General features: G+C 67.1%; 16 protein-coding genes. All 16 read right to left on the bottom strand.

What is annotated here, in order from left to right; all coding sequences use genetic code 11:
• Positions 1–4: 4 nt before the first annotated feature.
• The 16 genes from trbK-alt to NDN01_RS00005 all read right to left on the bottom strand — a co-directional run bounded on the left by trbK-alt (position 5) and on the right by NDN01_RS00005 (position 14,025).
• Positions 5–370, bottom strand: a complete 366-nt coding sequence (trbK-alt, locus tag NDN01_RS00080; RefSeq protein WP_272625108.1) for a putative entry exclusion protein TrbK-alt — start codon at positions 368–370, stop codon at positions 5–7.
• Positions 371–380: 10 nt separating this feature from the next.
• A complete protein-coding gene (gene trbJ / locus NDN01_RS00075; RefSeq protein ID WP_272625107.1) occupies positions 381–1,151 on the bottom strand; it encodes a P-type conjugative transfer protein TrbJ in 771 nt (256 codons plus the stop codon).
• On the bottom strand, positions 1,148–3,604 hold the full coding sequence (trbE, locus tag NDN01_RS00070; protein ID WP_272625106.1) for a conjugal transfer protein TrbE: 2,457 nt from the start codon (positions 3,602–3,604) through the stop codon (positions 1,148–1,150). The genes trbJ and trbE overlap by 4 nt, the downstream gene beginning before the upstream one ends.
• 12 nt (positions 3,605–3,616) lie before the next feature.
• Positions 3,617–3,898: a VirB3 family type IV secretion system protein gene (locus tag NDN01_RS00065; RefSeq protein WP_109856073.1), complete on the bottom strand. Its 282-nt coding sequence runs from the start codon at positions 3,896–3,898 to the stop codon at positions 3,617–3,619.
• Complete coding sequence (locus tag NDN01_RS00060) at positions 3,898–4,227, bottom strand: TrbC/VirB2 family protein (RefSeq protein ID WP_427745423.1); 330 nt, start codon at positions 4,225–4,227, stop codon at positions 3,898–3,900. The genes NDN01_RS00065 and NDN01_RS00060 overlap by 1 nt, the downstream gene beginning before the upstream one ends.
• Positions 4,227–5,210, bottom strand: a complete 984-nt coding sequence (trbB, locus tag NDN01_RS00055; RefSeq protein WP_272625105.1) for a P-type conjugative transfer ATPase TrbB — start codon at positions 5,208–5,210, stop codon at positions 4,227–4,229. The genes NDN01_RS00060 and trbB overlap by 1 nt, the downstream gene beginning before the upstream one ends.
• Before the next feature lie 169 nt (positions 5,211–5,379).
• The gene (locus NDN01_RS00050) at positions 5,380–5,814 is read right to left on the bottom strand and encodes a CopG family transcriptional regulator (protein WP_272625104.1); all 435 of its coding nucleotides are present in this window, start codon (positions 5,812–5,814) and stop codon (positions 5,380–5,382) included.
• 8 nt (positions 5,815–5,822) lie between these two features.
• Positions 5,823–7,811 (bottom strand): conjugal transfer protein TraG, encoded by a 1,989-nt coding sequence (locus NDN01_RS00045; RefSeq protein ID WP_272625103.1) that lies wholly within the window; start codon positions 7,809–7,811, stop codon positions 5,823–5,825.
• Positions 7,812–7,836: 25 nt separating this feature from the next.
• Positions 7,837–9,576: a relaxase/mobilization nuclease domain-containing protein gene (locus NDN01_RS00040; protein WP_272625102.1), complete on the bottom strand. Its 1,740-nt coding sequence runs from the start codon at positions 9,574–9,576 to the stop codon at positions 7,837–7,839.
• Positions 9,577–9,820: 244 nt separating this feature from the next.
• Positions 9,821–10,582 (bottom strand): lytic transglycosylase domain-containing protein, encoded by a 762-nt coding sequence (locus NDN01_RS00035; protein WP_272625101.1) that lies wholly within the window; start codon positions 10,580–10,582, stop codon positions 9,821–9,823.
• A gap of 3 nt (positions 10,583–10,585) precedes the next feature.
• Positions 10,586–10,933, bottom strand: coding sequence for a DUF736 domain-containing protein (locus NDN01_RS00030; protein ID WP_272625100.1), 348 nt, complete (start codon positions 10,931–10,933; stop codon positions 10,586–10,588).
• Positions 10,934–10,979: 46 nt separating this feature from the next.
• Positions 10,980–11,525, bottom strand: a complete 546-nt coding sequence (locus tag NDN01_RS00025; RefSeq protein WP_272625099.1) for a S26 family signal peptidase — start codon at positions 11,523–11,525, stop codon at positions 10,980–10,982.
• Positions 11,522–12,043, bottom strand: coding sequence for a DUF2840 domain-containing protein (locus tag NDN01_RS00020; RefSeq protein ID WP_272625098.1), 522 nt, complete (start codon positions 12,041–12,043; stop codon positions 11,522–11,524). Before NDN01_RS00020 ends, NDN01_RS00025 begins: the two co-directional genes overlap by 4 nt.
• Positions 12,040–12,294 carry a hypothetical protein gene (locus tag NDN01_RS00015; RefSeq protein ID WP_272625097.1) on the bottom strand — a complete coding sequence of 85 codons (255 nt, stop codon included), beginning with the start codon at positions 12,292–12,294 and terminating at the stop codon, positions 12,040–12,042. The genes NDN01_RS00020 and NDN01_RS00015 overlap by 4 nt, the downstream gene beginning before the upstream one ends.
• On the bottom strand, positions 12,291–12,929 hold the full coding sequence (gene parA, locus NDN01_RS00010) for a ParA family partition ATPase (protein WP_272625096.1): 639 nt from the start codon (positions 12,927–12,929) through the stop codon (positions 12,291–12,293). The genes NDN01_RS00015 and parA overlap by 4 nt, the downstream gene beginning before the upstream one ends.
• 208 nt (positions 12,930–13,137) lie before the next feature.
• Positions 13,138–14,025 (bottom strand): replication initiator protein A, encoded by an 888-nt coding sequence (locus NDN01_RS00005; protein ID WP_336298335.1) that lies wholly within the window; start codon positions 14,023–14,025, stop codon positions 13,138–13,140.

Raw genomic sequence — 14,025 nt, 5'->3', positions numbered from 1 at the left:
GGTGCTATCTCGCTTCGTCGAGTTGGGGCGCGCTCTCGCGGCGGATTGGGTTTTCCGGGATCTCGCTCGGGACGGCGTGAGGTGGCGGCGGCTCGGGAAGCCGCTCCATCGGTCGGGCGCCGGGGGCGAGGAAGCGATGACGGTTCTCCGCCCAGGCGCGGAGACACCCGGAATCGCGTGGCCCCGCCTCGCCAAGGGACTGGCAGCGGATCAATTCGTCGCGCAGCGGATCGGCCTGAGTCTCGTTGGAACGGCCGGATGGCCAAGCCGCCGGCGCTTCCTCCTTCCGGGTCATCTCGATGGCGGTCGCGGTGACCGCGACCGCAACGAACACGACGGCGCCAAGCCGCGCGAGCATCTTGCCGTCCATGACCATGTCCTCAGTTGCCGCTCGGGAACATGCGGGCGTTGCCGGGCTGGTAGCCGGTCCCCGGCGTCAGGAAGCGGCGGCGCTGTTCGCGGCCCTGTTCGGCCGCTGCCGCCCGCTCGGCTTCTGACAGGCTCTGTGCGCGGCCATTGGCAGCGACGACGGCGGTGAGGTCGGCGAGCTGCTGTGCTTGCAGGGCGAGAAGCTGGTTGCCGGCCTGCGTCGCCTGCAGCGCGCCGGTCGCACCCTGGCTCTGGCCGATCAGCGCCGACATCTCGCTGCGATTGGCGTCGAGGTTGCCGACCACACCGGCCTGGACGCGCATGGCGTCCTGCAAGCCGCCCACGGTGTTCTGCCAGCGCTCGCGAGCCCCTGCCACGAGCGCTTGGTCGGAGGCCGACATCGACGCGTTGCCGTAGGTGGTCTGGAACGCACGGTCGATCTGCTGGACGTTGAGGGCGATGCCTTGCGCCTCGGCCAGGAGTTGCTGCGTCCGCTGCACGGACTGCTGAAGCTGCTGGAGCGAGGAATATGGCAAGCTCGCCAGATTGCGGGCTTGGTTGATCAGCATGGTGGCTTCATTCTGAAGCTGGGTGATCTGCTGATTGACCTGCTGGAGTGTGCGGGCCGCCGTCAGGACGTTTTGCGCGTAGTTGGTCGGATCGTAGACGATCCACTGCGCGGCCGCGGGCGGCGCAAAGATCGGCGACAGCGCGAGCGGCGCGGCGAGGAGAGCGGCGCTGATGCGCAGCGCGCGCGTGCGGGAACGAACGGAACGGGTCATGAGCGTGCCTCCGGATCGGTTTGGGGGGTGACATTGGTGAGGTCGGCGATGAGGTCGGCGGCCCAGCCGAGCCGGTTTTCGGCAAGCCACTCGGCGAGGAAATCGTCCGTGCCGGCACGGGCGTGGACCGCGGCGATCAGCGCCTGATGTTGCTTGGAAGAGGCGGCGCAAAGCGCCAGCGCTACGTCCGACAGACCCAGCTCGAACAGCCGGTTGCCGCGGCGGGACTGGCAGTAATAGTCGCGCTTGGGCATCGCCCGCGCGAGGATCTCGATCTGGCGATCGTTCAGCCCGAAGCGGCGATAGATGGCGGTGATCTGTGGCTCGATCGCGCGTTCGTTGGGGAGCAGGATGCGCGTCTGGCAGCTCTCGATGATGGCCGGCGCGATCGCTGAGCCGTCGATATCGGAGAGCGACTGAGTGGCGAAGATGACACTGGCGTTCTTCTTGCGCAGCGTCTTCAGCCATTCGCGGAGCTGGCACGCAAAGCCCTCGTCGTCGAGCGCGAGCCAGCCTTCATCGACGATCAGGAGAGTCGGGCGTCCGTCGAGGCGGTCCTCGATGCGGTGGAAGAGATAGGCGAGAACGGCGGCGGCAGCCCCGGTGCCGATCAGCCCTTCCGTCTCGAAGACCTGAACATTGGCCTCGCCCAGATGCTCGGCCTCGGCGTCGAGCAGCCGGCCATAGGGGCCGCCGACACAATATGGTCGCAGCGCCTGCTTCAGGTCGTTGGACTGAAGAAGAACGGACAGGCCCGTCAGGGTCCGTTCGCTGACGGGCGCCGAGGCCAGCGAAGACAGCGCCGACCAGAGGTGCTCCTTGACCTCGGGCGTGACCGCTACGCTCTCGCGCCCTAGGATCGCGATCAGCCAGTCGGAGGCCCAGGCCCGCTCGGCGACATCGTCGATGCGGGCCAGCGGTTGGAGCGAGACGCTGCCGTCAGCGCCTTCAGTCAGTCCGCCGCCGAGATCATGCCAGTCGCCGCGCATGGCGAGCGCGGCGGCCCGGATCGATCCGCCGAAGTCGAAGGCGAAGACCTGGGATAGCGGATAGCGCCGGAATTGCAGTGCCATCAGCGCCAGCAGCACGGACTTACCGGCGCCGGTCGGGCCGACGATCAGCGTATGGCCGACGTCGCCGACATGGATGGAAAGCCGGAACGGGGTCGAGCCTTCGGTTCTGCCGTAAAGCAGTGGGGGTGCATCGAAGTGCTCGTCCCGTTCCTGTCCCGCCCACACCGCTGACAGCGGGATCATGTGGGCGAGATTCAGTGTCGAGATCGGCGGCTGCCGGACATTGGCGTAGACATGACCGGGCAGCGACCCGAGCCAGGCATCCACGGCATTGATGGTTTCGGGCATTGCCGTGAAGTCGCGGCCCTGGATGACCTTCTCGACGAGGCGGAGTTTTTCGGCGGCGATGCGGGAATCGTCATCCCAAACCGCGATCGTCGCCGTCACATAGGCCTGGCCGGCGTAGTCGGCGCCCAGCTCCTGCAATGCCATGTCGGCGTCGGCCGCTTTGTTGGCCGCATCGGTGTCGACCAGCGCCGAAGCCTCGTTGGTCATCACCTCCTTGAGGATGGCGGCGATCGACTTGCGCTTGGCGAACCATTGCCGCCTGATCTTGGTCAGCAGCTTGGTCGCGTCGGTCTTGTCGAGCAGCACGGCGCGCGTCGACCAGCGATAGGGAAAGGCCAGGCGGTTCAGCTCGTCGAGGATGCCGGGCGTGGTCGCGGTCGGAAAGCCGACGATGGTGAGGATGCGCAGATGCGCGTCGCCGAGCCGGGGTTCGAGGCCACCGGTGAGCGGTTGATCGGCCAGCAGCGCATCGAGATACATCGGCGTCTCGGGGACGCGGACACGATGCCGCTTCGTCGAGACGGTTGAATGCAGGTAGGTGAGCGTCTCTCCATCATCGAGCCACGCGCATTCGGGCATGAAAGCGTCGATGAGCTGGAGGATGCGATCGGTTCGATCGGCAAAGCCGCGCAGGATCTCATGCGCGTCGACGCCGGCGTGGTCGCGGCCTTCGTACAGCCAGGTCTCGGCGCGCGCCGCATCCTCGGCGGGCGGCAGATAGAGGAATGTCAGGAAATAGCTCGACTCGAAATGCGCGCCGGCTTCCTCGAAGTCGGCCTTGCGCTCGGCATCGACCAGGCCGGAAGCGCTGTCGGCGAACATGCTGGCCGGATAGGTCGCGGCGCCATGGCGCTGCGCCTCGACGAAGATCGCCCAGCCGGAGCCGAGGCGACGGAAGGCGTTGTTGAGGCGGCCAGCGACGGCGACCAGCTCGGCCGGTACGGCGCTGTCGAGGTCGGGACCGCGGAAGCGCGCCGTACGCTGCAGGCTGCCGTCCTTGTTCAGCACCACGCCTTCGCCGACCAGCGCGACCCAGGGGAGGTAGTCGGCGAGCCGGGTGTTGCGGTTGCGATACTCGGCGAGGTTCATCATTGGCGTCGCTCCTCAGACGGACAGGTGGCCGGGAATGCGCAGATGCTTGCGCACGACGTCGACGAACTGCGGATCGCGCTTGGCGGCCCAGACCGCCGCGAAATGCCCGACGGCCCAAAGCCCCAGGCCGACCAGCCAGAGGCGCAGGCCAAGGCCGAGCGCGGCGGCAAGCGTGCCGTTGAGGATGGCGAGTGAGCGCGGCGCGCCGCCGAGCAGGATATGCTCTGTCAGTGCCCGGTGGACCGGGACGGAGAAACCCGGCAGTCCGCCGCCATGATCTGCGCCGTCGACCATCAGACGAGCGCCCCGCCGCCGAACGAGAAGAAGGAGAGGAAGAAGCTCGACGCGGCGAAGGCGATCGACAGGCCGAACACAATCTGGATCAGCTTGCGGGCGCCGCCCGATGTGTCGCCGAAGGCCAGCGTCAGGCCGGTGATGATGATGATCATCACGGCGATGATCTTGGCGACCGGACCTTCGATCGATTCGAGGATCGATTGCAGAGGCGCTTCCCACGGCATGGAGGAACCGGAGGCGTGGGCGGCCGGCGCAAGCACCAGCGATACGAAGGTGACGGACACCGCTGTCGCGATGTGGCGGCGGATGCGCAAAGCATGCTTGATCATGACGGGTCTCCTGTGAGGGGCTGGCTTGCGGGGATGACGCGGTAGTCGCCATCGGGGCCGAGGCCCTCGATGCGGTCGAGTTCGGCCAGGCGTCGCGATGCGCCCCGGCCGGAGAGCACGGCGACGAGATCGATCGTCTCGGCGATCAGCGCGCGCGGAACGGTGACGACGGCTTCCTGGATGAGCTGTTCCATCCGCCGCAGCGCGCCGATCGCGGTGCCTGCGTGGATGGTCCCGACGCCGCCGGGATGGCCGGTGCCCCAGGCCTTCAGCAGGTCCAGCGCCTCGGAGCCGCGAACCTCGCCGATCGGAATGCGGTCGGGGCGCAGGCGGAGCGACGAGCGGACGAGATCGGAGAGCGAGGCGACGCCGTCCTTCGTCCGCATCGCGACCAGATTGGGCGCGGCGCATTGCAGCTCACGGGTGTCCTCGATGAGGACGACGCGGTCCGAGGTCTTGGCGACTTCGGCCAGCAGCGCGTTGGTCAGCGTGGTCTTGCCGGTCGAGGTGCCTCCGGCGACGAGGATGTTGCGGCGATCGGCGACGGCCTGGCGCAAGGTCTCGGCCTGATCCGCAACCATGATGCCGGCGGCGACATAGTCGTCGAGCGTGAAGACCGCGACGGCGGGCTTGCGGATCGCGAAGGCCGGTGCGGACACCACGGGAGGCAACAGCCCCTCGAACCGCTCACCCGTCTCGGGCAGCTCGGCCGAGACACGCGGGGCGCCGGGATGGACCTCCGCGCCGACATGATGGGCGACCAGGCGAATGATGCGCTCGCCGTCCGACGGCGACAGCAGCTCGCCCGTGTCAGAAAGTCCTTCGGAAAGCCGGTCGATCCAGAGCCGCCCATCGGGGTTGAGCATCACCTCGACGATCGAGGGGTCTTCCAGAAACCGGGCGATTGCGGGGCCAAGCGCGGTGCGCAGCATGCGCGCGCCGCGAAGGATCGCCTCGGATTTCTGGTGAGTTGCCGCCACGTCGTCCCCGTTCTTTTGTGGGTCCGCGACATGCGGCCCTGGATCGGGGATGAGTAGAGGAGGCAGAAATCATGGCCTGACAACAATCATAATGTGGTCGTCGTACTGTGGCGTACAAATACAGGGAAACGGCGGAATGCCGGAATACTTGCGGTGGATGTGGATGTGATTAATCCGCGTCGTGCGCGGGCGCGATGTCTTCCGAAATTTCCTGGCGAAGCTTCGGTCCGTGAGCGAGTCGCCGGCCGAGCGCGGTGACGAACGCCTCATAGCGCTCGCCGGCTTTCGAGCGTGCTGCAGCCTGAGCGGGCTCGGGCAGCGGCGGGTTCGTCGCCAACCAGAAGCGGATGAACACGGCGAGCGTCTCGACGGCTATGCCGAGGTCGCGCTCCATACGCGCCATTCGCCGGTCGATTTGGTCGAGCCGTTTGGTCGTGGCCGCTTCCTGGCGCTCCGCGGCGTCGGGCGACAAGAACGAGGCGATGCCGGCTTCCGCGATCAGCGAGAGGGATTGATCGCGCCGGGCGGCATGTGCGGCGAGCGCCTTCATGACATCCGGTTCGAGATACACGGATAGCCGTTGCTTTTTGGGGGGCTTTGTCATGGTGCCTCCTAGAGATCGATGCCGTCGCCGGGATCGAGCGACGCTTGGCGTGCGACCTGGCGCATGGTCTGGTTCATGCGCGAGAGACGTGCCGCGTCCTCATCGGCGTCGTCGCGGGGATCGATCTCGAATTCGTTTTCGATGGGCACCTTCCGCTCGACTGGTTTCGCGCGGCTCAGCTCGGGCTGGTGCCGGCGCTCGGAGTCGGTTGTGTCCTCATCCTCCGAACCGCTCCCGGCGCCGGTGGCAGTCGCCGCGGGCGGTATCGTTGGAAGCGGTAGCGTGCTCCAGTCGTCGGGTCGTGCGGTGGTCGGTTTCACCAATGCCGGTGGCGTCAGAATGCGCTCCTGAAACCGGCGATCCTCATAATACCGGGCCTTCTTCGCGCGGATGGGCGGCGTACCCGCCACCATGACGATCTCGTCGGATGGCGGAAGCTGCATGATCTCGCCGGGCGTCATGAGTTGCCGGGCGGTTTCCGAGCGGGACACCATCATGTGGCCGAGCCAGGGCGACAAGCGATGACCGGCATAGTTCTTCATGGCGCGCATCTCGGTCGCGGTGCCGAGCGCATCGGAGACGCGTTTGGCGGTTCGCTCGTCATTGGTAGCAAAGCTGACGCGCACATGGCAGTTGTCGAGGATCGAGTTGTTCGGCCCATAGGCCTTCTCGATCTGGTTCAGCGACTGGGCGATGAGGAACGCTTTCAGGCCGTAGCCCGCCATGAACGCCAGCGCGCTCTCGAAGAAGTCGAGGCGGCCGAGCGCCGGAAACTCGTCGAGCATCAGCAGCAGGCGATGCCGGTTTCCTTTCGCCTGCAGATCCTCGGTCAGGCGCCGGCCAACCTGATTGAGGATGAGGCGGATCAGCGGCTTGGTCCGGTTGATGTCCGAGGGCGGCACGACGAGGTAAAGCGTCGTCGGATGTTTGTCGCCGACGATATCGGCGATGCGCCAGTCGCACCGGCGCGTGACCTCAGCGACGACGGGGTCGCGATAGAGGCCGAGGAACGACATCGCGGTGGACAGCACGCCCGACCGCTCGTTGTCGGATTTGTTCAGCAGCTCGCGGGCCGCACTGGCGATTACCGGATGCGGGCCGGCCTCGCCGAGATGGGCCGTCCTCATCATCGCGGCCAGCGTCGAGTCGATCGGCCGCTTGGGATCGGAGAGGAAGGCGGCAACGCCCGCCAGGGTCTTGTCGGCCTCCGCGTAGAGAACATGTAGGATCGCCCCGACCAGCAGCGCATGGCTGGTTTTTTCCCAGTGGTTTCTTTTCTCCAGCGAGCCTTCCGGATCGACCAGGATGTCGGCGATGTTCTGTACGTCGCGGACCTCCCATTCGCCGCGGCGCACCTCGAGCAGCGGATTGTAGGCTGCCGACTGCGTATTGGTCGGATCGAACAGCAGCACGCGGCCATGGCGGGCGCGATAGCCGGCCGTGAGCGTCCAGTTCTCTCCCTTTATGTCGTGGACGATGGCCGACCCCGGCCAGGTCAGCAGCGACGGCACGACCAGGCCGACGCCCTTGCCGGAGCGCGTCGGCGCAAAGCACAGCACATGCTCGGGACCGTCATGGCGAAGATATTCGCGATCGAACTTCCCCAGGACCACGCCATCCGCGCCCAGTAGGCCGGCAGCACGGACCTCGCCGGCGCCGGCCCATCGGGCGGAGCCGAAGGTCTCGGCGTTCTTGGCCTCACGCGCGCGCCACACCGACATGCCGATCGCGACGGCGATGGAGAGGAAGCCGCCGGACGCAGCGATATAGGCGCCCTCGACGAAGATAGGCGGCGCATAGGCGTCGTAGAAATACCACCACCAGAAGAAGGCGGGCGGATAGTAGATCGGCCAGCCCGCCAGTTCGAACCAAGGCAGCCCAAGCTGAGGCTGGAAGCCGAGACGATAGGCCGTCCATTGTGTCGCGCCCCAGGTCGTCATCAACACGATCAGGAAGACGGTGAGGATCTGACCCCAGAGGATTTTCGTCGCCGACATGGCGGGGCACTCCTTTCTTGGTGGGCTACATGCCGAGGCCGCGATTGCGGCCGAAGCTCCAGTCGACGCCGCCGCCGCCGCGCGAGACGCCGGAGACGTGCTGGCCGAGCTGGCGTTCGAGAGAGGGCGACCAGGGCACGAGCTGGAAGCCGAGGCCGTCGTCGATCATGGCGAAGCGGCCGGAGGCGAGCGCGAAGCGCTGCCGATAAGTGCCCGTCACATACTCGCCCGTTCCGGCCTTCGAGAATGACCGGCCGGTCTCGGCCGCGAGCCTCTCCCCGAGGGCCTCCACCTCGCGCTGCCGGAGCGTGTCGATCAGCCCAGGTGAGAAACTGACGCCGCGCGTCTGCCGCTCGGCGAGGCCTTGGCCGACGAGATGATCGGCCCGCCGGTCCATCGCCTGGCGTACCTCCGCGCCGAAGCCGCCGCCGCCGAGCGCGACAGGATCACGGGCGATCGCCTGCCGGTCGAGCCAGGTGGCGCCGGTCGCATGGACCTGCCGTTCGATATCGAGATCGGATCGCACGGCGAGCGCGACGCGACGTCGTCCCTGCGCGTCGTCGAACTTGCGCAGCTCGACGATCGAGCCTGGCGCGCTGTCACCGGCAGCATCGAGGTCGGGAAGCTTGATGTGATGGGTGCGACCGTCGGTGCCATCGACCACGGCATAGGCCGTGCCCTTCAGTTCATCGTCGAGGCCACGATCAACCAACCGGCCGATAACGGGATCGTTGAGGCTCTCGCCGGCCAGCACATAGCTCGCGGCGCCGCGCTCGATGCCGCGCTCGGTCAGGCCGCGATGGATGCGTTTGATGATATCGCCGCGCTCGCCCAACTCGCGCAGGGTCGCCTCGGCGTTCTCCGATACGACCCATTGGCCGGGGCCAACCTGATCGGCGAGACCAAGCGTTTCCAGCTTCCGCAGCCGCCCGACCTTCATCGCGTGGAATTCGTCGGGCTGGCGATCGGGGTGCGGCGCGAGATCGACAACGCCGGTGCGATAGCTGTCCCGGGCGATCTGGCGATCGAGATTGGTCCAGCGCTCTGCCTCGACCTGCCGTTCGAGGTTGCGGCGAATCTCGTGATCGGTGCGCGGCCCCAACTCCTGGGTGACGAGGTCCTGCGCGCGGGCGCGCATGCCTTCCTTGATATAGTCGCGGGAGATGACGAGGTCCTGGCCATCCTCGGTGCGGCCGCGCAGGATGATATGGACGTGCGGGTTGTCGGTGTTCCAGTGATCGACGCCGACCCAGTCGAGCTTGGTGCCGAGGTCCTTTTCCATCTGCCCCATCAGATCGCGGGCGAAGGTCTTGAGGTCGGACATCTCCGTCGCGTCCTCCGGCGAGACGATGAAGCGGAAGTGATGCCGGTCGTCCTGGGTGCGTTCGGCGAAGGCCTTCGGATCGGCGTCCTCTGTCTCCGGCCCGAACAGCTTCGCCTTCTCGCCGTCCCGGGTGACGCCCTCGCGCCGCAGATAGCTGAGGTGGGCAGAGAGCGGCGCGGCGCGCGCGGTATGGCGCACGACGCGCGTCTTGATGACCGTGTTGCGCGATCGGCTGGTCAGAAGCCGGTTGGCCTGCACCGTCGCCCGTTGCCCGCGCCCGAACCGCGAGCGATTGCCCTTGCTGATCTGACCGGAGCGCGAGACGCGTCCGCCGGCCCGCTGAGCGGCCGCGAGAGCCTGGGCGATGAAGGGCCGTGCCTGTTGTGAGCGGGTGGAGCGGATACGGCCAGGCCGAATGCGGAAATCGTCCTCGCCGCTCATGGTCGAGGCCCCGCACATCGCGCAATCGCGCGGAAAGCCTTGGCGAAATAGCAAATGCGCAGGCTGCGCCCATCACGCGCACCTCGCGCAAATGCGCCATAAGTCCCTGAAAACACACGACCGCACCAAGCCGCACCTCGCCGGCTTTTATCTCGCCATCGTGCGGTTGTGCTGACTGCTCCTCCTCTCCGGACCGCCTTCCATCCGCCAGAACACGCCACAATGCGAACGGGTGCGAACGCGATCATCGCGGGCCACCAGAGACGCTGCGGGCAACGAAAAGGCCATCGGTGCGCGAAGCCACCGGGCCTTGATCGCGTTCCGGGCCTGCCGCGGTGGTGTCATCCGGCGCGCCTTCGGACTGCACCGGCGCAGCAGGTCCGCTGCGAGCCGACTGCACGACGAAGAGCGGCGCCCGCGTCCAGGCCAGCGGATCGGCGGCGGCTACGCTGACGGGGCCGGCGAGTTCATCGCCGCCGACAATGGGGGCGAGCGTCGCGACATAGGCGCGCGTTTCAGCCGGCAATGGGCGGCCTGCGAGATATTCATCGTACCGGCCCGGACCGGCGTTGTAGGCCGCCAGGAAGCCGGGCGAACCGTAGCGATCGTGCATCTCACGCAGATACGCAGCGCCTGCCAGGATGTTGTCGCGTGGGTCGTAGGGATTGCCGCCGAGCCGATGGCGCACGCGCAGTTCAGCCCAGGTGGCGGGCATGACCTGCATCAGGCCCATCGCGCCGGCTGACGAGATGGCGCGCACATCGCCGGCGCTTTCCACGCGCATGACGGCGCGTATCCATGCTTCCGGAACGCCGAACCTCTGCGCCGCCTCGGCGATGAAAGCGCCGTAGGGATCGTTGCGCGACGGCCGCTCGGCCGGCACCTCCTGTGCGTCGGCAGGGGTCGCACCCGGCGCGGCGAGGATCAGGCCGGCAAGGAGAAAAAGGGCTGCACGTCGGAGGGCGATCCTCCCTCCGACGGCACGCTGACGGCGCGGGGCGGGCATCGTTCAGTCCCGCTCGCCGCGCTTCGGCGGGCGATTCCAATGCAGACCCCAGGCGGACTTGTCGTCAGCCGACTGGAACAGGTTGGCGCGGATCGGATGGTCGAAGGTCGGATCGTCGAGTTGCAGCGAGACGTAGTCGCCGGCCTTCTCGCCGGTGCGCTTCCAGCCCGCGCCGATCTCCGCGCCGGTCTCGTTGCTCATGGTGTCGAGCACATGGACGCGGTAGTCCGGCGCGTTCTCGGCATCGGACGGCTCGGCCGCGACGATGATGATGTCCTGATGCAAGGACAGCGTCGTCAGGTGGCCGATGAAGCCATCATTTTCACGCATGAATTGACCGATCACGGGCATGGGTCGTCTCCTTCATATTGCGGTGGATAGGGTCATGGGCGCGCCGTCACCGCGTCGGCGCGCGCCAGACGAAGCGGCCATCGCCGTCCTCGTCGGTGTAGAGAGGGGTGGCTCGGCCGATCACGGCGGTGGCGGGAAGCGGCCCGAAGTAGCGACCGTCGAGGCTGTCGCGGACTTGCCAGTTCATCAGGAACAGCTCGCCGCTCGCGACCGACTGGCAGCCCTGCCACACCGGGAGCGGGCGACCGCGACGATCGTGATCAAGCGCATTGCCCATCGGCACGCCGTCGACAGTGATGGCGAGCCCGGTGCGGCAAACGCGCTGACCCGGGACCGCGGCGACGCGCTTCAAGAGCGGCACGCCGCGCGGCAGGTAGCCGCCATCGGACAGGAAGGTTGCGAGCGGCTCGGGCGCGTCGACGGCCACGAGATCGGTCACATCGAGCGCGCCCACATCGCCGATCGCGTAGAAGCCGACCGGCGTGCTGGCGGAGGCGTTCCAGATCAGCCGCGGCGCAAAAGAAGCGATCGAGGCGACGCCGAGAAGCGACACGGCCGCTGTCGTGACGATGGCGTAGGAGAGACGGGTCATGCGCCGATCTCCCGTCGCAGAAGAAAGGCGCGGTGCTGCTGTGGACCATAGGCACGCGGTGTTTCGCCGACGGTCATTCGGTTGTGGACGTGGCGCCAATGGTCTGGCGAAACTTCGCTCGGATCTATGCCGCGCTCCTCGATGGCGTCGATGAGCTGGAGCACGCGCTCAACCTTCGGCCACCCATCGACATGCAGCAGAACCTCTGCGCCGGGCGTGACCGTTGGAACGGTCTGGCACGCTGCGTCGCGCTCAACCGTGCGCAGGATGTCGAGTCGCGAGAGGACAGTTCCGTGCTCGTTCGCCGCCCAGCGCACGAGCGCGAGGACGCTGCCGGGAGGGAAGAAGAGGATGCGGCGGCGACGGTCGAGGATCTGCTCGCGCCGCTCGCGGCCGAAGCGGACCCAGTGCTCCGTCTGCTTCTCGATCCAGACGAGTTCGACCTGAGTGAACGCTTCAGGCGGCGGCTCGGCGGTAGGACCACCGACGCGATGTGGCGCGGCGACAAGGCCGGTCATTGTCCTTCTCCTGACGGGGGTGGGAATTCGCGCTCGAACAGCGCGCGCAGCATGTCAGCGACGGTCTGGCCGCGCTGAAAGGCGGCGATCTTGATCCGCCCGCGCATGTCGGCGGTGACGTCGATCGTCAGCCTGGCAGTGAAGTCCGCGGGCGGCTCGGCTCGTGGCGATGGACGGTCCGGCGACTTGATCCAGTTTTCCGGATCGGCAGGACGAGCGGCGAAGCTGCGTTTCGACGACCGCTCGCTCATGAGCATATCCTCGCGACTTCGGTGGCGAGCGCGGCGATCTCGCGCGCGGCGGGCGATGTATCGTCCTGTTCGGCTGCGAGCCGCCCGGTCTGCACGACATCGGCGAAGGCGATCCGCTGGCCGATGGTCGTCGCCAGCGGCGGCGGATCATGGTCGGCGAGCGTCTCGGCGGTCTCCCGGGCGAGCACGGTGCGCGCAGCGCAGCGGTTCAGCACGAACCGGGCTTTCAGGTCCGGGCGGTAGATGCGCGCCTCGCCGAGCAAGGTCAGCATTTCGGCTGTCGCCCAGCCGTCGAGTGGCGACGGCTGCACCGGGATCAGCACGAGATCGGCGGCGAGCAGCGCCGAGCGCATCAGCCCGGCGACGCGCGGCGGGCCATCGATGACGACGTGTTCGGCGTCGCGGGCCAGCTCCGGCGCTTCCCGGTGGAGCGTGTCGCGGGCCAGGCCGACGACACCGAACAGCCGCTCCAGTCCCTCCCGGCTGCGCTGCTGCGACCAGTCGAGCGCCGAGCCTTGGGGATCGGCGTCGATCAGCGTGACACGCTGTCCACGGCGAGCCCATTCGCCGGCGAGGTGCAAGGCGAGCGTCGTCTTGCCGACGCCGCCCTTCTGGTTGAGCAGCGCGACGATCATGACGGTCGCCCGGGAAAAGGGGTCTCGTCCACAGCGGCCGAAAAACGCGGTCGCGTTAGAAAGATTCCGTAGGAATCTAGGTTAGATAAGTTACGGGGCTCGCAAGCTGCTGATTCAGCGCGACGAATCGACGATTCCGGTCCCCGATAGCACGAGGGTCCGGTCCCCGATGGCACGATAGTGCCGGTCCCTGATAGCACGAGATGATTCACAGCTTATCCCCAGGGCGAGTTGTCGAGCGGCGACGGCGGCGCGGGATGCCGAGCGCGTCGGGATCGGTGGGTACGAAGGACAGGATTTCGGGACCGCCGACGCATTGCTCGATGGTCAGCCGGTAGCCGGGCAGCGGCTGACGGCGAACGATGTCGCGCAGGTCGTATGCGAAATGCTTGAGCGGCGAGAGGCTGCCGGACTTCGCGTGCAGATGCAGGAAATCGAAGCTCCAGCCGAACTCCTGCTTGCCGCCATGCTTGCGCACGAGGCGGTAGAGCCAGCGCTCAAGGCCGCCAGTCAGCCCGAAATAGTCGCGGTCGATGGTGAGTACGAGCGCGTCGTCGAGAACCGCGCCGTAGAACCAGTCTGGCACGATCAACTCGAGCCCGAGCGGTCGGCCGCGGTGATCGGCGCGCTCCTTCCACTCGTTGATCCAGGAGAAGCGGTGCATCCGCCGCTCGGTGGGCTGGCGGATCGAGGTCGCGATGGTGGTGGATTGGAGGCGGTCCAGAGCGGCCTTCAAGCGGTCGTAATCGCGCAGCGAGACGCCGCGTCCGATGAACTTCAGGATCTCATAGGGCGTGGTCGCCATCAGGCGTGACGGGCGTAGCCCGACGTCGCGCGCCTCGACGATCTGCGAGGCGGCCCAGATCAGGACGTCGGCGTCCCAGATCGTCGCCATGCCGTGCTCGGGCACGGCTTCGACACGGATTTTCACCGAGCCCGCCTTGAAATCGATCGGCGCCAGGCGCTTCGACTTGGCAAGCGAAAAGAACGGATAGGCCATCAGGTCCTGCGCATCGCGCGGCGCAAGATCGCCGGGCAGCGCCCGGAACAGATCGAGTTGCGCGCGCTCGTCGTGATGATGGTGGCGGGACGACAT

Origin of the sequence: Sphingomonas sp. QA11, from assembly GCF_028473665.1 — a bacterium.
Taxonomy (GTDB): domain Bacteria; phylum Pseudomonadota; class Alphaproteobacteria; order Sphingomonadales; family Sphingomonadaceae; genus Sphingomonas; species Sphingomonas phytovorans.
The sequence above is the reverse complement of the archived record's forward strand: the minus strand, read 5'-3'. Positions and strand labels throughout refer to the sequence as shown.